A 17,472-nucleotide genomic window follows, 5' to 3' on the forward strand; every position below is an offset into this window, starting at 1 on the left:
CACCGGAGAGAGCGCAATGACCGCATGCATCGCATAGGCGCATGCGCATGCACGTTCGCACGCACGCACCCAGCGTGACACGATCGCAGCGTCAGCCGCTCATCGCGTCGACCTTTACTTCATCCCGCGAAGCCGCCGCACGAGTTGCAGCATGCGTCGGCTTGCGTTTTCCGGCGCAAGGGACGCCACCTTCCTGTTGGCGTTTTCGATCTGCACCCGGCGTGCCGCGCTGTCCGTCAGCAGACGCTCGATCGCCGCCGCCATCGCGCCGGCATCGCCTGGCGGCACGAGCAGGCCCGCGTCGCCGCCGTCCAACAGATCGCGCGGCCCCGTCGGACAATCGGCGGAAACGACGGGTGTGCCGATCGCCATCGCTTCGCCCAGCACCATCGGGCAGCCTTCGTAGCGGCTGCTCAGGACCAGCATCTCGGCGCGCCGTATGTACGGGAACGGATTCGCGCGAAAGCCCAGGAACTGCACGCGCGCGCCGATGCCCAGCTCGGCCGCAAGCTGCTCCAGCTTCGCGCGGTCGCGGCCTTCGCCGATCAGCACGAGGTCGAGCGGCGTCGCGGCGCGTCGGCAGACTTCGGCGAACGCGCGCAACAGCGTCGAGGTATCCTTTTGCCCCTCGTCGAGCCTTGCCACCGACACGATGTACGGATTCGCCGGATAGTCGACGCTTGCCGTCGCGTCGCGCCGGATTCGCGCAATGTCGATCACGTTGGGCAACTCGACCAGGTTGAGCCGGTCGCTGCCGAAGAGCGACTCGGCTTCGCGCGCCATCGCGGGCGTGATCATCGCGACGGCGGCATAGCGCCGGTACTGGTTCATGCGTCGCGCGAGAAAGCGCGCGCCGCGGTTGCCGATGCGGGTTGCAAGACTGAAATGGCTCACGCCGACCACGGGCACGTCGCAGCGGCCAGCCAGATGGCGCAGCGAAAAATCGTAGTCGCACACGATGTCGAAGCTTCGCGCGATGCGCGTGAAGCGGCGCGCGGCCAGCGGCCTGACGACGCCATACGTCAACAGCTTGTGATAGAGCTTCTTCGCGCCCTTCAACTTGCGCTTGCGCGCGATCAGATGCGTGCCGTGCATCCAGCCCGGCTCCGCCAGCACGTAGACGGGGACATCGGCGGGAATCGAATGGGCCTGCCAGAACGCGAGATCGTCGGTCGGATATGCAACCGAGACGGCCGGCGCGAAATGCCGTCGGTCCAACGCATTGAGCCACGCGAGCAACGACGTTTCCGTACCACCTTTGCCGAAGTCGTTGATGTGGAACAGGATGCGCAACGGCGCGCCGTCGGCAGCCGGCTCTGGCGCATGGTTGGCGGCAACCGGTTTGCGGGATTCGTGGCGGAGCGTCATGACATCACCTTGCGCGTTTCGCGGCTGCGCTCGCCGATGCCCAGCAGCAGACCGGAGAAAGACCAGAAAGCGAGAATCGTCGTTTGCCACATGAAGTCGTCCGTCAGGTTCTTCGCGAGCATCCCTGCGACGAGCGCGATGCCCGCTGCGCTGACGAGCGGCTCGACGTGACGCACATTCCAGAAGCGCGCGACGAGCGCGAGCAGCAGCACGGATTGCAGCGCGAGGCCGATGATCCCCGTCTGCAACCACGTGTTGATGAACAGATTGTGCGCATGTGTCAGCGCCTGAGGCTCGAGCGTGAGCAGGCTCGCGGGCATCTGGTTCCGATAGGCGATGCCCGGAAGCGGCTTGCCGAAACCGATGCCCGTCCACGTATGCTCCGTGCCCACACGCTCGTAGAACGCCCACAGCTTGGGACGCGTGTCGTTCGACACCGTGTCGCCGATGCCGACCAGCGCGGGCGGCAGATAAATCTGATGTCCGCCGATGTGGAAGTCGCCTTGCGCCGGACGCGGCGCCGCGTCGCCGTAGCGCAGCCGCGCGCTGAGTTCGAGGCTTCCGAGCGCCGCGGCGGCTGCGATGACGCACACAACGCCCGCGATCAGCATGCGCTTGCGATAGAACGGAAACAGCGCGACCAGCAGCGTGATCGCCGCAGCGGGCCAGAAAAAGCGGTTGAGCGTGGCGAGCCCGACGAACAGGCACAGGATGAGCCCTGTCATGCCGACTGCCCGCCAGCGCGCGCGCAGCATCACGCCGGAGAAGAGCGGCATCGCGAAGACGGCCAGCGTGCTCGTGTGGCCGACGCGGTTGTAGTAGTGAAGCAGGAACGTATCGGCCGTGGGCGGCTGCAGATGGCCCCAGTTCACGATGCTCGTGAGCGCCAGCAACGCGGCGGCGATCCACGTGACGGCGACGAAGGACGTCGGCCGCTGCGTGCGGCTGCCGACGACCCAGAAGCCGAGAAAGGCGACCAACGGATAGAGAATCTCGTCGAACCACTGATGCACGCTGACGGGCTGCGCGCGCGACCACACGACGGCGGCAGCCAGCGCCCATGCCGCCCACGCGCAGATCGGCAGCACGAGCGGCCAGCGGCGCAGCGACGGCGTGTCCGGTGCGCACGCGGCGCATAGCGTGCCGATGGCCAGCAGCGCGAGACCGTTATAGACGATCGCGGTCATGTGTCCGAACATGACCGCAAACAGGATGATCGGGCAGGCAACCCAAAGCACGCGCTCTCCGCGCGCCGCCAAGTTTTTCATGAGACTCCCAGTGCATCGCTCAACGCCCGGCAGACGGAATCGACCGTCAGGCGACCCATGCACGCAGCGTGATCGCCGCGCCAGTCGACGCAAGTCTCGGCGTTGCGGTCGCAACGGCGGACCCACGGCACCTCGCGGCGAAAAATAAACGGCTCGTCACGGCACGGCATATCGGCGATCGTGACGGGCACGAACGGTACGTCGCTCCAGTATTGGCCGGCGCCGTGAATCAGCGCATTGCCGGGACCGAAGAGCGCGATCGTCGGCACGCCGACGAGACGCCCCAGATGCGCAACGCCCGTATCGGGACACACCACCGCACGCGCGCCGGCGAACAGATGCCACAGTTCACCGAGCCCGAGCCGTCCCGCCAGATTCGGGTGCTCGGGATCGGGATCGATGCGGCGAATCAGATCGGTTTCGCCGGGGCCGCCGCTCCATACGGGCATGTATCCGAGGCCGGCAACGTATTGCGCGACTTCGCGCCAGCGCGCGTCCGGCCAGCGCTTGACGGCCGTGCTCGCGCCCGGATGCAGCACGACATACGGCCGTTGCGTCAGCCGATCGTCCAACACGGCGGCAGCGGCGGGCGCCGGCCAATCCTGCGTCCGGTAGTGGCGCGGCGGCTCGCCGTCCACCAGCTCCGTCGCAAGGTCGGCCCACGCGGCGGGCTTGGACGGATACGGAATGTGTTCGTTGACGGGCCAGTTCTTCCATGCGGGCACATCGGCTGCATGCGCAACGATCCAGCGACAGCCCGCGCCGAGCGCGAGCCAGCTGTGCCGGTTGTCGCCGGCGACGATGCCCAGATCGTACGGGCCCGAGCGCAACACGCGCTGCACCGTCGACAGATCGCGCGGATCGAACGGCAACGCCGTGACGTCGAACGGCCGCGCGGCATACAGCGGCACAATCGGCTTCGGGCACGCAAGCACGATGTCCGCCTGCGGATACTGCGCGCGCAGCTTCGCCAGCAACGGCGTCAGCAGCAGCGTATCGCCAAGCAGCAGATGGTGGGCAATCAGGATGCGCGCCGGTGCGGCGGGCCTGCGGCGCAATGGCTTGAGCGCGAGCCGCGGAACGGCGCGCGCAAAGATTCGGATACGTCCGGACAGTCGGCTCATTGGGTGATCGCCGCGTTGGCCCTCTCCAGCGATTCCCGTCTGCTCCTCACCTCAGTGACAGCAGGCCGCACTTCTCTCATACAAAACATTTCCGACGGTGTCATCTCTGATGCCCGCTGATACGTGAGCGCAACTTATCGCAAAAAAAGCGCGCAATGACTTCCGTTGCCCGTCACCCGAAATACGCGATCGTTCGACGAATAATCTGCATCAGAAGCGCCTGATTTTACCATGTGGCCCTCCAATCCCAGTCCCGCAAACGGCTAGCGGGCGCGGCTCACGCGCTGCGCCAGCTTCAAAAGCGTCGCAACGTGAGCCGCCACGCCCGTGTCGTAGAGCACGGAGCCGGCAGGCGCGCGCGGGCCGGCGGCGGCATGCGCTTTGGCCGATGACGTCTTCACTGCGCGCTCGATCGCCGCCCGCAACGCGGCCACGTCGCCGTGCGCAAAAACGAACTTCGCCTGCCCGGCAATCGCCGAACAGCAGCCGATCGTCGACGGGAAGATAACGGGCGTGCCGCACATCACCGACTCGACGCCGACCAGTCCGAAAGGCTCATATTCGGATGCGAGGATCGTGAAGTCCGCGGCACGGTAGCAGTCTTCGATTTCACGCACGTAGCCGATATGGCGGATGCGCTCCGCCGGCCTGTCGAGCGGCCGGCCCGCGACGGCGACGACCACGCGCGGATCGATGTCGCGCAGCGCGGCTTCGATCAGCGGCAAGCCCTTGCGCTGATGGCTGCTCGACGGAAACAGCAGCACGATTTCGTCGTCGGCAAAGCCGTAGCGCTTGCGCAGGGCGGCGCGCGTCGCGGGGTCGACGGGCGTGAAGCGCGCTCCGTCGACGGGCGGATAGAGCACTTCGATCTTCGCTTCGTCGACGCCGTACAGCTCGATCAGCTCGTCGCGCATCAGATCGGAATGCGCGACGATCACCGCCGAGCGTTCGTACTGGCGCTTTTCGAGTTCGATCTGCCGCCGGTCCGAACGCTTCGTCGGGCGGCGCGTCGCGCGCAGAAAGCCGATGTGCGTGCCGCCGCAGATCGCGATATCCGACGAGTCAACGCGGTTGCAGCCGATCAGCACGTCGACGCGCGCGGCGCGGCGCGCGCGTCGCAGACGGGCCGAAAACCACACGTCGCGCCATTTGCCCGGCAGCCACGACACGGGGATTCGATGACGCTCGACGAGCCCGCTCTCCGGCACCGTCATGTCGAAGCGCCGCGCGAAGAACGCGGGCTCGATGCCGATGCCTGCGAATCCGCGCACGAGGTCCATCGCATAGCGTTCGAGGCCGCCGCTGTACTTGAGCGCGTTGGCGGAGATTCCGATTTTTAGCATTGAAGGGGCTTTGCCGGAGCGTCGATCGAACGGGCATGATGGCCACATGCGCCGCGCAAATGCGGCACATTGGCGGCAACGGGCGCGGACGGGCCGATCCGCCGCGCCGCGCGGTCAGCGATGCGCGCGCGCATCCACTCACGCCGCATGCTGCTGAAACTGTATCCGATGCAAATGCGCGTACAGCCCGTTTTGCGCGAGCAGTTCGCGATGGCTGCCGCGCTCGACGATGCGCCCCGCGTCGAGCACCAGAATGCGGTCCGCGCGCTCGATGGTCGACAGGCGGTGCGCGATCACGAGCGTCGTGCGGCCCTTCATCAGCGTTTCGAGCGCGGCCTGCACGTGGCGCTCGGATTCGGAATCGAGCGCGGACGTGGCTTCGTCGAGAATCAGGATGGGCGCGTCCTTGTAGACGGCGCGCGCGATCGCGAGCCGCTGACGCTGGCCGCCCGACAGCATCATGCCGTTATCGCCGATCAGCGTGTCGATGCCGTTCGGCATCGCGGCCACCGTGTCCCACAGATTGGCCGCGTGCAACGCCGCTTTCACGCGCTCGGCGTCGGCCGGCTGGCCATACGCGACGTTGTTCGCGATCGTGTCGTTGAAGAGTACGACATCCTGGCTCACCATCGCGATCTGGCTGCGCAGCTCGTGAATGCCGTACTCGGGCAGCGCGACGCCGTCGACGAGAACCTCGCCGCCGCTCGGATCGAAGAAGCGCGGCAGCAGGTTCACGAGCGTCGTCTTGCCGCTGCCCGACGGGCCCGCCAGCGCGACCATCTCGCCCGGCGCGACCTTGAACGACACGGTATCGAGCGTCTGCCGCTGCATCGGGCCGCTCGCGCCGTACATGAACGACACGTCGCGGAATTCGACCTCGCCCGTCGCGCGCTCCAGCTTGCGCCCGCCACCCTCCGGCTCGGACGGCTCGTCGATCAGCCCGAAAATCAGCTCGGCTGCCGTCATGCCGCGTTGCAGCGGCTGGTTCACGTCCATCAGGTGCTTGAGGGGCGAAATGATCAGCAGCATCGACGTGACGAACGCGACGAAGCCGCCGACCGTCGTCTGATCGTGCGACGACTGCACGACGGCGATTGTGATGACAACTGCGAGCGCGATCGACGCGAGGAACTGCGTGAGCGGCTGCGCGAGACCGCCCGACACCGTCATGCGCATCGAGTATCCACGCAGGCGCTTGCTCATCTGCGTGAAGCGGTCGATTTCGTATTGCTCGCCGTTGTGGACCTTGACGACCTTGTAGCCGCCCACCGTCTCCTCGACGATGTACGACAGCTCGTTCGTGAGCGTCTGGTGCTCGCGGTTCAGCCGCCGCAGCCGCCGGTTGATCTTGCCGACCAGCCAGCCGATGCCCGGCAGCAGCACGGCGACGATCAGCGTCAGGCGCCAGTTCAGATAGAACAGATAGCCGAGCAGGAACACGACCGTCAGCGAATCGCGCACCAGCGTGACCATCACGCCCGTCAACACGTTCAGGATCTGGTTCACCTCGAAGACGATCGCGTTGATCACCGTGCTCGCCGTCTCGCGCTGAAAGAACGCGACGCTGCCGTGGATCATCCGGTTGAACATCGTGAGCCGCAGGTCGAGCAGAATGCGGTTCGATACATACGACAGCAGATAGCCCGACGCGTACTGCGCGACGCCGCGCACGAGCGCGAGGCCGATCACGGCGAGCGGCACGTACCATTTCGCGCTGTCGCTGCCGTGCGAGCCGAAGCCATGGTCGAGCAGCGGCTTGAGCAGCGCGGGAATGCCGGCCTCGGTGGCGGCGACGGCGCCCATCGTCGCGATGGCGGCGATGACGGTCCAGATGAGCGGCTTCACATGCGGCCACAGACGGCGCAGCACGACGACTGACGACGATACTTCACCCGAGCCGATGGGCTTGCTTAACGTTGGCTTGGCGCTCAAGAGATCCTCTGGAAATGCGGACGCGCTTCGCGGCGTCCCGGCGCGTCCATGAACCGCCCTCGGGCGGATTTGCAAATGCGACATTGTAAACCGTCCGGATTGCTATCCCGGGTCGGCCGAATGGCGGTCAAGGCCCGCATCGGCGGATTGGCCCGGCTTGTCGTGCCTGTTGGCCGGGTTGGCCCTTTCAGTAGCGCGGGCCGTGGTGCGCGCAGTGCTGTGCGCCGTGCTGTGCGCTGTGATGTGCGCGGTGCTGTGTATACTTGCGCAACCTTCGCTGGGCTCTCGGCGGCGCTTCAGCAGCACAGCGCGCGCCGTCCGCCTTTTCTCCCGCTTTCGACTCGCATGACACAACCCACGCTCGGCGTCGCCATCATCACGAAGAATGCCGCGCGCAGGCTCGACGAATGTCTGCGGGCCGTCGCGTTCGCCGACGAAATCGTCGTCGTCGACAGCGGCAGCACCGACGGCACCGTCGAGATCGCCCGCGCGCATCGCGCCCGCGTACTCACGCACGCCGACTGGCCGGGTTTCGGCCCGCAGAAAAACCGCGCCGTCGACGCGCTCGACACGACGTGGGTCCTGTCGATCGACGCGGACGAAATCGTGACGCCCGAACTGGCCGTCTCAATTGCGAGCGCGCTCGCCGCGCCCGTCGCGGATGTCTACGCGATCGACCGGCTGTCGGCGTTTTGCGGTCACTGGGTGCGTCACAGCGGCTGGTATCCGGACTGGATTCCGCGCCTCTTCAAACGCGGCGCCGCGCGCTTTTCCGACGATCTCGTGCATGAGCGGCTCGTGTTCGACACGCCCGCGAAGCGCCTCGAAGGCAAGCTGATGCATCACTCATACGAAGACTTCGAGACGGTGTTGCGCAAGCTCGACGCGTATTCGACGCTGGGCGCGCAGCAGCGTCACGCGGCCGGCCAACGGGGCGGCTTCGGCAAGGCCGTCGCAAGAGGCGCGTGGGCATTCGTGCGGACGTACCTGCTGCGGCGCGGGTTTCTCGACGGGCGCGCCGGCTTCATGATCGCGATGTTCAATGCGGAAACCGTGTACTACCGGTTCGTGAAGCTCGCGCAACTGGGCCGCGAGGACGCTTCAGGGCGCTGAACGAAACTGAGGCCCGCTCGCGCGAGCGGGCCTCTCATTGAATCAGTCGATCACTCAGTACACGATCTCGATCGCGCTGCCCGAAAACTCGTTGCGCAACGCGGCGAGCAATTCGTCCGTCGGCTTCACGCGCCACGCGTCGCCGAGCCGCACCTCGCCTTCCGCGTTGTCGCTGCGATAGACGATCTGCACCGCGAGACCGTTAGGCATCGGCGCGGATGGGCGCTGCCCACGGCCCATGTCCCCGCTCTGGCCGTTCTGCCCATACTGACCGCCACGACCGCCGCGACTCGACGCGGCAGCCGGCGCAGCGCTTTCGGCATCTTCCGGCTTCGCGCAATGTGCTTCGAGCACACGCCGCAGCGCGTGGGCGTCCGCGTTGCCGTTCATCCGCACCTTCACCGCCTGCGCATAGCGCGTGCGCGCGCGGCCGAGATCCATCGGCGTATCGACAGTGAAGCGGATGCCGCCCGTGAACGCGTCGTTGCGCGCCTGGCCCTGCACGACGAGCAGCTCGTCTTCCTTGAAGAGCTGCTTGTGCGCCTCGAACTGCTCGTTGAAGACGGTCACTTCGCACTGGCCCGTGCCGTCGTCGAGCAGCGCGATCAGCATCTTGCCGCGCTGGGTCATCTGCGTGCGCAGCGAAACGATGACGCCCGCCACCAGCTTGTCGCGCCCTTCCTTCAACTCGCCGATCTTCTGCCGCACGAAGCGCCGCACTTCGTCCTTGTAGGCATCGAACAGATGGCCCGACAGATAGAAGCCGAGCGCCGTCTTTTCTTCCTGCAGGCGGCGCTTGTCCGGCCACACCGGTTCGTCGACGAGCTCATGGCCTTGCGACGGCGCATCGCCCATGTCGAACAGTCCCGCCTGCATCGCGTTGGCGCTCGCCTGATCCGCGGCTTCCATCGCGAGCGACACCGACGCAAGCAGTTGCGCGCGATTCAGATGCAGCGAATCGAATGCGCCCGCGCGAATCAGCGCCTCGATCGTGCGACGGTTGACGATGCGGCGATCGATACGGTTGCAGAAATCGAAGAGATCGACGAACGGACCGTCTTCGCGCGCGCGCAGGATTTCTTCGATTGCGTTCTGGCCGCTGCCCTTGATCGCCCCTAGGCCATAGCGGATCGTGCGCGAGCGCTTGCCGTCGCTTTCAGCGACCGGCTCGAAGCGATACGCGGACAGATTGATGTCCGGCGGCAGCACGGCCATCTTGTTCGCGAGGCAGTCTTCGAACAGGATCTTGACCTTGTCCGTGTCGTCCATCGCGAGCGACATGTTGGCCGCCATGAATTCGGCGGGATGGTGCGCCTTGAGCCACGCGGTGTAGTACGCGAGCAGCGCGTACGCGGCCGCGTGCGACTTGTTGAAGCCGTAGCCCGCGAACTTCTCCATCAGGTCGAAGATCTCGTCCGACTTCTCGCGCGTGAGGCCGTTCGTCGCGGCGCCCTCGGCGAAGATCTCGCGATGCTTCGCCATTTCCTCGGGCTTCTTCTTGCCCATCGCGCGGCGCAGCAGGTCGGCGCCGCCCAGCGAATAGCCGCCGATGATCTGCGCCATCTGCATCACCTGCTCCTGGTAGACCATGATGCCGTAGGTCTCTTTCAGGACAGGCTCGACGCGCGGGTCCGGATACTCCACGGTTTCGCGGCCGTGCTTGCGCGCGCAGAAGCTCGGGATCAGATCCATCGGTCCCGGACGGTACAACGCGACCAGCGCGATGATGTCCTCGAAGCGGTCGGGCTGCGCGTCCTTCAACATGCCCTGCATGCCGCGGCTTTCCAGCTGGAACACGGCGACGGTGTTCGCTTTCTTGAGGATCGCGAACGACGCGGGGTCGTCGAGCGGCACTTGCGAGAGCGACCAGTTCTCCTTCGACGGATCGAGGCGGCGGATATAGCGCTCGGCCCAGTCAAGAATGGTCAGCGTGGTCAGGCCCAGAAAGTCGAACTTCACGAGGCCGACGGCTTCGACGTCGTCCTTGTCGTACTGGCTCACGACGCCGCTTTCGTCGCCCTGCGTATAGAGCGGACAGAAGTCGGTCAGCTTGCCGGGCGCGATCAGCACGCCGCCCGCGTGCATGCCGACGTTACGCGTCAGGCCTTCCACGCGCTGCGCGAGCTCGAGCAACTGATGCACTTCGTCTTCGTTGTCGAAGCGCTCCTGAAGCAGCGGCTCTTCCTTCATCGCGTCGGCGATGGTCACATGCTTGCCGGGCTTGAACGGAATCAGCTTCGCGACGCCGTCCGTGAACATGTAGCCGAGATCGAGCACGCGCCCGATGTCGCGCACGGCCGCCTTCGCGGCCATCGTGCCGAACGTCGCGATCTGCGACACGGCATCGGCGCCGTACTTCTCCTTCACGTACTGGATCACACGATCGCGGCCGTGCTGGCAGAAGTCGATATCGAAGTCGGGCATCGACACCCGCTCCGGATTCAGAAAACGTTCGAACAGCAGGTTGTAGCGCAGCGGATCGAGGTCGGTAATGCCGAGCGCGTAGGCGACGAGCGAGCCCGCGCCCGAGCCGCGGCCCGGCCCGACAGGCACGCCGTTGTTCTTCGCCCAGTTGATGAAGTCCGCGACGATCAGGAAGTAGCCGGGGAAGCCCATCTTGATGATCGTGCCGCATTCGAAGTCGAGGCGCGCGTAGTAAGTCTCGCGCTGCGCGTCGCGTTCGGCCTGATCGGGATACAACTGTTCGAGACGCTTCTCCAGCCCTTCCTTCGACAGCTGCACCAGATAGTCGTCGAGCGACATGCCATCCGGTGTCGGGAACAGCGGCAGCTTCGGCTTGCCGAGCTCGAGCGTGAGGTTGCAGCGCTTGGCGATTTCGACGGTGTTCGCGAGCGCGGACGGAATGTCCGCGAACATCGCGGCCATTTCCTCTTGCGTGCGGAAGTACTGGTCGGTCGTGAAGCGCTTCTGGCGACGCGGATTCGCGAGCATGTCGCCCTCGGAAATGCACACGCGCGCTTCGTGCGCGGTGAAGTCGTCGGCCGTCATGTACTGCAGCGGATGCGTCGCGACAACAGGCAGCTTGAGCGAAGCGGCCAGTGCGACCGCCTGCTGCACGTAAGTCTCGGCGCCCGGCTGCCCGCTGCGTTGCAGTTCGATGTAGAACGCGTTCGGAAAGACCTTCGCCCAACGCGACGCATTGCGCTTTGCGGCTTCCTCGTTGCCCGCCGCGAGCGCGATGCCCACGTCGCCGTGCTGCGCGCCCGACAGCGCAAGCAGTCCGTCGGCGAGGCCGCTTTCGAGCCACGCTGCCTCGACTTCCGCGCGTCCGCGATACTGGTTCGTGAGCCAAGCCTTCGACAGCAGTTCGCACAGGTTCAGATAGCCGGTCTTGTTCTTGACCAGCAGCAGAAGACGCGAAGGCTTGTCGCGGTCGTCGGGATTCGTGATCCAGACATCGCAGCCCGCAATGGGTTTGACCCCTTTGTCACGGGCTTCCTTGTAAAAACGGACGAGACCGAATGCGTTGCCGAGATCGGTGAGCGCGAGCGCGCCCTGACCGTCTTTGGCAGCGGCGACGACGACGTCGTCGAGGCGCACGATGCCATCGGCAATCGAGAATTCGGAGTGAACGCGGAGATGGACGAAGCGGGGATCTGACATGGGCGACATTGTAACCCCGCCCTCCCGAAAAATTTCGGCAAAACAGCCCCGAACCAGACCGTTGGCCGTCCGGCCAGGCGGGCTCGCGCGCGGGTCTTTCAGGGCGGCGATCCGCGCGCATGTGGGTCGGCCATTCGGGCTATTCGCGCGCAAGTCAATATGCCGCCCGGCGGATTGCGAAGCGATCCGCAGGATGAGGGATAATACGGACTCGCACCCATTCCCTGCCGTACACGTGCTGCGCCCGCCATCGACGCGCGCCGGGGCACGGCGCTTTATCGCTGGACCAGCATGAATATCCTGAATCTCTCGGCCTACCAGTTCTCGACGCTCGACAAGACGGTCGAATGGCGGCCGCTCGTCACCGCGCGCTGCAACGAACTCGGCTTGCGCGGCACGATCCTGCTCGCGCCAGAAGGCATCAACCTGTTTATCGCCGGTGAAATCGCGCAAGTGCCTGAGTTCATCGACTACATCCGTCACGATCCTCTGTTCGAGGGCAAATTCGCCGAGCTTCAGTTCAAGGAAAGCCTGTCGGAGACGCAGCCGTTCCGCCGGATGCTCGTCAAGCTCAAGCGCGAAATCATCACGATGAAGAAGCCGGCCATCAAGCCGGAACTGGGCCGCGCGCCCGCCGTCGATGCGCGCACGCTCAAAGCGTGGCTCGACCGCGGCCACGACGACGCAGGCCGCCCCGTCGTGATGCTCGACACGCGCAATGCGTTCGAAATCGATGTCGGCACGTTCGACAACGCGCTCGATTACCGCATCACGAAGTTCAGCGAGTTTCCGGAAGTGATCGAGCAGAACCGCGCGGACCTCGAAGGCAAGACGGTCGTGTCGTTCTGCACGGGCGGCATTCGCTGCGAGAAGGCGGCGATCCACATGAAGGATGTCGGCATCGAAAACGTCTACCAGCTGGAAGGCGGCATTCTGAAGTACTTCGAGGAAGTGGGCGGCGCGCACTACAACGGCGAGTGCTTCGTGTTCGACTATCGCACCTCGCTCGATCCGAATCTGCAGCCGACGGCCACCGTGCAGTGCTTCGGCTGCCGCGCGGTCGTCGCGCCGGAAGATCAGAAGTCGCCGTACTACGTGCCGGGCAAGACCTGCGCCGCCTGTCATCCGCAGGCGCAACACGCCAGCGCGGCGCGCGCGGCGTAACCCGCACGCACACGCTGTGACGGTTCGATGCTGACGTTCGCGGCATGACAGCCTATCGCGGACGTTTCGCCCCGTCGCCGACCGGCCCGCTGCATTTCGGTTCGCTGGTCAGCGCGCTCGCAAGCTGGCTCGACGCGCGCGCGCATCGCGGTACGTGGCTCGTGCGGATCGAAGACATCGACGGCCCGCGCACCGTCCCCGGCGCAGCAGAAGATATTCTCGAAACACTTGCGCGCTTCGGCATGGTCGCCGACGAGCCGCCCGTCTGGCAAAGCTGGCGCATGCCGCTTTATCGGCAGGCACTCGAACGCCTGCAATCGACGGGGCTCGTTTATCCGTGCGGCTGCACGCGCAAGGAGATCGCCGATTCGCTCGTGCATGCGCACGCGCGCCATACGACGCTCGCCTATCCCGGCACCTGCCGCAACGGCCTGAACGGGAAGCCGGCGCGCGCGTGGCGCTTGCGCGTGCCCGACGGCGATGCCGCCATCGTGACGTTCGACGATCGCTGGCAAGGCCCGCAGACGCAGAATCTCGCAACGGAAGTCGGCGATTTCGTCTTGCGCCGGGCGGACGATCAATGGGCGTATCAGCTCGCTGTCGTCGTCGACGACGCTGATCAGCGCATCACGCATGTCGTGCGTGGCGCGGATCTGCTCGACTCGACGGCGCGTCAGATTTATCTGCAACAGTGCCTAGGCGTGCCGACGCCCTCTTATCTTCACGTGCCCGTCGTCACGAATGCCGATGGAGAAAAGCTCAGCAAGCAGACGGGAGCGCTCGCGCTCGACGCAAGCCGGCCGCTCGTCGCGCTCAACGACGCAGCGTTGCATCTGGGATTGAGGCTGAGCGGGACGGCTGCGTTGTCGCGAGAAGCGTTTTACGCCGAAGCGATCGAGGCGTGGTCCGAGCGCGTGAAACGCTGAACGTCCCTCGCGGTGCGATGAATAGAATGAAGAGAACTTGAAGAGGAATGAAAACGGCGCCAGCAATGGCGCCGTTTTCAGCTAGTCCCGCCGCCCGGCGTGCCGCCGTTGGCGTTCAAGCGATATCAGTTCGAAGAAGTCGTCTTGCGCGGCATGCCGAAACCGCCCAGCAGCGCGGCGAGCGGCTGCTTCGAAGCGGGCTTCTGCGGCGCGGCCGGCGCTTCTTCGCGCTTCGCGGAAGCCGACACGGCCGAAGGCGACGGCTCGTATGGCTTGAAGAAGAAATCGTCGACGGGCTGCTGGCGATGATGCGCCCCATGCGACGGACGCTCGTGCGCGCCCGTGCGACGGCGGCCGCCGCGGTCGTCGCGGTCGCGCCGCGAGCCGCGCTCGTCGTGATGATGGCGCACGGGCGTATCGACGGCGAGACGCTGCACGTCCAGCGGACGCTTGATCAGCTTCTCGATGTCGGCGAGCTGCTTGCGCTCGTTCGGGCTGAACAGCGACAGCGCATCGCCCGATGCGCCGGCGCGGCCCGTCCGGCCGATCCGGTGCACGTAGTCTTCCGCGTTGAACGGCAGATCGAAGTTGATCACGGCAGGCAGTTCGGCGATATCGAGACCGCGCGCCGCCACATCCGTCGCCACCAGCGCTTCGATTTCGCCGCGCTTGAACGCGTCGAGCGCCTGCATCCGTTCGCTTTGCGAGCGGTCGCCGTGAATCGCCGTCGCGACCACGCCGTCGCGCTCCAGCTGGCGCGCGAGACGGCTCGCGCCGATCTTGCTGTTGCAGAACACGATCACCTGCTTGAGGCTGCGTTCGCGGATCAGTTTCACGACAGCGCCCGTCTTGTCGCCTTCGGCCACTTCGAAGACGATCTGCGTGACGTTGGTCGCCGTCGAGTTGCTGCGCGCGACTTCGATCGTCTGCGGGTTGCGCAGATAAGTAGACGCGAGCTTCTTGATTTCCGGCGAAAAAGTTGCCGAGAAGAGCAGCGTCTGACGCTCGCTCGGCAGCAGGTTCAGGATGCGCTGCAGGTCGGGCAGAAAGCCCATGTCGAGCATGCGGTCGGCCTCGTCGAGCACGAGCATCTGCACCTGGCCGAGATTGGCCGTCTTTTGCTGCACATGGTCGAGCAGGCGTCCCGGCGTCGCGATCAGGATTTCGACGCCGCGCCGCAGCTCCGCCGATTGCGGGTTCATGTCGACGCCACCGAACACGACGGCGCTGCGCAGCGCCGTGTGCTTCGCGTACGACTGCACGTTCGCGGCGACCTGGTCGGCGAGTTCGCGCGTCGGCGTGAGGATCAGCGCGCGAACGGGGTGACGGGCCGGCGATGCGCTCGTGTTCGCGAGCGGCAGCAGACGCTGGATGATAGGCAGCGAGAAGCCCGCCGTCTTGCCCGTGCCCGTCTGCGCGGCGCCCATCACGTCCCGGCCGCCCAGCACGACGGGGATCGCCGCGGCCTGGATCGGCGTCGGCGTCGTGTATCCCTGTTCCGCGATGGCTTTGAGGATGTCGGCGTGAAGACCGAACTGGTCGAAGGTCACGGTGCTGGGCGTGGTTGCTGTGTCGGACATGGTGGCTTTCGCTAAAAATGCGCTTGGGCGGAACCGCTTGCGCGTTGCCAAAGGCGGGCGCCCGGGCGTCCGCTCAAACTCTCTTGCAGCTTCTTCTGCAGCGGCCGGGGCCGCGGAGGGCATCAGGATGAAGGCGGAGCCACGGCGTCCATCACGAGACCCGCCCTGGTATCACCAGGTACCAGGTATCGGCAAGCATGCGGCCGGCTCCGGCCGGCGGAAACATCCGCCGGAAAGGGCGGTATTGTAGCACTTCGGCTTCCGGGCTGTTTTCATGCCATGCGGGCCGCGCCGCCCCGGATAGGTTGGCGCCGCAGCCTGCCCCGCCCATCCAGCGGGGCGGACCGCCTTCCGACGCGGGCAGCGTAGACGTCGAGCGCGTCAATCCGGTGACAGCACGCTGACAGCTGCGTGACGCGGCAGCCGTCCAGCGGCGGCCCGTAGCAGCCCGCAGCAACCCATAGCTGCCGAAGGCAGCCACCAGCAGCTTGCGCCGCTGCCCTTCCACCGCTTTCACCACGTCTCGCGCATCACCATCAGGCGCAGCTCCGTCATGTCCTCGATCGCGTAGCGGATGCCCTCGCGTCCGAGTCCCGAGTCCTTCACGCCGCCATACGGCATGTTGTCGACGCGGAACGACGGCACATCGTTGATGACCACGCCGCCCACTTCCAGTTCGTCCCACGCCTGATGCGCATGCGCGAGCGAATCGGTGAAGACGCCGGCCTGCAATCCGAAGTCGCTGTCGTTGACGGTCGCAAGCGCGCTTTTGAAATCGTCGAACTTTTCGAGGATCGCGACGGGCCCGAACGCTTCCTTCCGGTACAGATCGGTGTCGAGTCCGACGTTTTCGAGCAGCGTCGCCTCGAACATCGCGCCGTCCACCTTGCCGCCCGCGACGATCTTCGCGCCCGCCTTCACCGCGCCGTCCATCCAGCCCGCGAGCCGCCGCGATTCCGACTCGGAGATCATCGGCCCGACGAAGGTCTTTTCGTCCTTCGGATCGCCCATCTTGAGCGACTTGGTCTTCGCGATCAGCTTCTCGCGCAGCGCGTCGTACAGCGATGCGTGCGCAAGAATCCGCTGCACGCCGATGCAGCTTTGCCCCGACTGATAGAACGCGCCGAACGCGAGCCGATCGACGACGTAATCGAGCTTGTCGCGCTGATCGCCATCGACGATCGCGGCCGCGTTGCCGCCCAGTTCCAGGATCACCTTCTTCTTGCCCGCCTTCGCCTTCAGGTCCCAGCCGACGGCGGGCGAGCCCGTGAACGACAGCAGCTTGAAGCGCTCATCGGTGGTGAAGAGATCGGCGCCGTCGCGATGCGCGGGCAGGATCGAGAACGCGCCCTTCGGCAGATCGGTTTCCGCGAGCACTTCGCCGATGATCAGCGCGCCGATCGGCGTGCGGCTCGCCGGCTTCAGCACGAACGGCACGCCGGCGGCCAGAGCGGGTGCGACCTTGTGCGCGGCCAGGTTCAGCGGAAAGTTGAACGGCGAGATGAACGAGCACGGCCCGATGGGCACGCGCTTCACATACGCGTGATAGCCCTTCGCGCGCTGCGAGATTTCGAGGTTGACGATCTCGCCGTCGATGCGCACCGATTCCTCCGCCGCGACCTTGAACGTATCGATCAGGCGCGTGACTTCGCCGCGCGAATCGTTGATCGGCTTGCCTGCCTCGATGCACAGCGCCATCGCCAGTTCGTCGAAGCGCTCTCGAAAGCGCTTCACGCAATGTTCGAGCACCGCCTGGCGCTTGAACGGCGGAAACGCGCGCAGCTCCGGCATCGCGGCGACGGCGAGGCCGATGGCCTTGTCGATCGCGGCCGCATCGGCGAGCGCGACGCGCGTCGCGACTTCGCCGCTGAACTTGTCGGTGACTTCGAGATCGGTGTTCGCGGCCACCGCGACGTTCGCGAGGTAGTACGGGTAACTCTTCTGCAACATGACACGTTCTCCTTGATCCGATCAAAGGAGCGCAGCAACGGCCGTTCCGCATCCGCCGCACCGCGCGCCGGGAAAATGCG

General features: G+C 65.7%; 12 protein-coding genes. 3 read left to right on the top strand and 9 right to left on the bottom strand.

All coding sequences use genetic code 11. From position 1 onward, the window contains the following. Positions 1–114 precede the first annotated feature (114 nt). The 5 genes from VSR68_RS28790 to msbA all read right to left on the bottom strand — a co-directional run bounded on the left by VSR68_RS28790 (position 115) and on the right by msbA (position 7,035). Positions 115–1,368: a glycosyltransferase gene (locus VSR68_RS28790; protein WP_342943091.1), complete on the bottom strand. Its 1,254-nt coding sequence runs from the start codon at positions 1,366–1,368 to the stop codon at positions 115–117. After that, complete coding sequence (locus VSR68_RS28795) at positions 1,365–2,636, bottom strand: O-antigen ligase family protein (RefSeq protein ID WP_342943092.1); 1,272 nt, start codon at positions 2,634–2,636, stop codon at positions 1,365–1,367. The genes VSR68_RS28790 and VSR68_RS28795 overlap by 4 nt, the downstream gene beginning before the upstream one ends. Further along, a complete protein-coding gene (locus tag VSR68_RS28800; RefSeq protein ID WP_342943093.1) occupies positions 2,633–3,760 on the bottom strand; it encodes a glycosyltransferase family 9 protein in 1,128 nt (375 codons plus the stop codon). The genes VSR68_RS28795 and VSR68_RS28800 overlap by 4 nt, the downstream gene beginning before the upstream one ends. Before the next feature lie 263 nt (positions 3,761–4,023). Next, the gene (locus tag VSR68_RS28805) at positions 4,024–5,103 is read right to left on the bottom strand and encodes a glycosyltransferase family 4 protein (protein ID WP_342943094.1); all 1,080 of its coding nucleotides are present in this window, start codon (positions 5,101–5,103) and stop codon (positions 4,024–4,026) included. Positions 5,104–5,241: 138 nt separating this feature from the next. Continuing rightward, positions 5,242–7,035, bottom strand: coding sequence for a lipid A export permease/ATP-binding protein MsbA (msbA, locus tag VSR68_RS28810; protein ID WP_342943095.1), 1,794 nt, complete (start codon positions 7,033–7,035; stop codon positions 5,242–5,244). A 345-nt stretch (positions 7,036–7,380) separates the two neighbouring features. Here msbA and VSR68_RS28815 point away from each other — a divergent pair, with 345 nt between their 5' ends. Then, positions 7,381–8,148 (top strand): glycosyltransferase family 2 protein, encoded by a 768-nt coding sequence (locus VSR68_RS28815; RefSeq protein ID WP_342943096.1) that lies wholly within the window; start codon positions 7,381–7,383, stop codon positions 8,146–8,148. A gap of 54 nt (positions 8,149–8,202) precedes the next feature. On the opposite strand, the gene dnaE is transcribed toward VSR68_RS28815, so the two are convergent. Further along, positions 8,203–11,781, bottom strand: coding sequence for a DNA polymerase III subunit alpha (dnaE, locus tag VSR68_RS28820; RefSeq protein WP_342943097.1), 3,579 nt, complete (start codon positions 11,779–11,781; stop codon positions 8,203–8,205). Positions 11,782–12,063: 282 nt separating this feature from the next. On the opposite strand from dnaE, the gene VSR68_RS28825 reads away from it, so the two are divergent. Then, a complete protein-coding gene (locus tag VSR68_RS28825; protein WP_342943098.1) occupies positions 12,064–12,936 on the top strand; it encodes a sulfurtransferase in 873 nt (290 codons plus the stop codon). Positions 12,937–12,980: 44 nt separating this feature from the next. After that, positions 12,981–13,862 carry a tRNA glutamyl-Q(34) synthetase GluQRS gene (gene gluQRS, locus VSR68_RS28830; RefSeq protein ID WP_342943099.1) on the top strand — a complete coding sequence of 294 codons (882 nt, stop codon included), beginning with the start codon at positions 12,981–12,983 and terminating at the stop codon, positions 13,860–13,862. Positions 13,863–13,987: 125 nt separating this feature from the next. On the opposite strand, the gene VSR68_RS28835 is transcribed toward gluQRS, so the two are convergent. The 3 genes from VSR68_RS28835 to VSR68_RS28845 all read right to left on the bottom strand — a co-directional run bounded on the left by VSR68_RS28835 (position 13,988) and on the right by VSR68_RS28845 (position 17,392). Continuing rightward, the gene (locus tag VSR68_RS28835) at positions 13,988–15,442 is read right to left on the bottom strand and encodes a DEAD/DEAH box helicase (RefSeq protein WP_342943100.1); all 1,455 of its coding nucleotides are present in this window, start codon (positions 15,440–15,442) and stop codon (positions 13,988–13,990) included. A 151-nt stretch (positions 15,443–15,593) separates the two neighbouring features. After that, the gene (locus tag VSR68_RS28840) at positions 15,594–15,959 is read right to left on the bottom strand and encodes a hypothetical protein (RefSeq protein WP_342943101.1); all 366 of its coding nucleotides are present in this window, start codon (positions 15,957–15,959) and stop codon (positions 15,594–15,596) included. After that, positions 15,956–17,392, bottom strand: coding sequence for an aldehyde dehydrogenase family protein (locus VSR68_RS28845; protein WP_342943102.1), 1,437 nt, complete (start codon positions 17,390–17,392; stop codon positions 15,956–15,958). The genes VSR68_RS28840 and VSR68_RS28845 overlap by 4 nt, the downstream gene beginning before the upstream one ends. Positions 17,393–17,472 lie beyond the last annotated feature (80 nt).

Origin of the sequence: Paraburkholderia phymatum, assembly GCF_038900715.1 — a bacterium.
Taxonomy (GTDB): Bacteria; Pseudomonadota; Gammaproteobacteria; order Burkholderiales; family Burkholderiaceae; genus Paraburkholderia; species Paraburkholderia phymatum_A.

Bases quoted from the DNA above. Each gene is read 5' to 3' on its own strand.
- VSR68_RS28815 (WP_342943096.1), top strand. From the start codon at position 7,381: ATGACACAACCCACGCTCGGCGTCGCCATCATCACGAAGAATGCCGCG.
- VSR68_RS28825 (WP_342943098.1), top strand. From the start codon at position 12,064: ATGAATATCCTGAATCTCTCGGCCTACCAGTTCTCGACGCTCGACAAG.
- gluQRS (WP_342943099.1), top strand. From the start codon at position 12,981: ATGACAGCCTATCGCGGACGTTTCGCCCCGTCGCCGACCGGCCCGCTG.
- VSR68_RS28790 (WP_342943091.1), bottom strand. From the start codon at position 1,368: ATGACGCTCCGCCACGAATCCCGCAAACCGGTTGCCGCCAACCATGCG.
- VSR68_RS28835 (WP_342943100.1), bottom strand. From the start codon at position 15,442: ATGTCCGACACAGCAACCACGCCCAGCACCGTGACCTTCGACCAGTTC.
- VSR68_RS28845 (WP_342943102.1), bottom strand. From the start codon at position 17,392: ATGTTGCAGAAGAGTTACCCGTACTACCTCGCGAACGTCGCGGTGGCC.
- VSR68_RS28795 (WP_342943092.1), bottom strand. From the start codon at position 2,636: ATGAAAAACTTGGCGGCGCGCGGAGAGCGCGTGCTTTGGGTTGCCTGC.
- dnaE (WP_342943097.1), bottom strand. From the start codon at position 11,781: ATGTCGCCCATGTCAGATCCCCGCTTCGTCCATCTCCGCGTTCACTCC.
- VSR68_RS28800 (WP_342943093.1), bottom strand. From the start codon at position 3,760: ATGAGCCGACTGTCCGGACGTATCCGAATCTTTGCGCGCGCCGTTCCG.
- VSR68_RS28805 (WP_342943094.1), bottom strand. From the start codon at position 5,103: ATGCTAAAAATCGGAATCTCCGCCAACGCGCTCAAGTACAGCGGCGGC.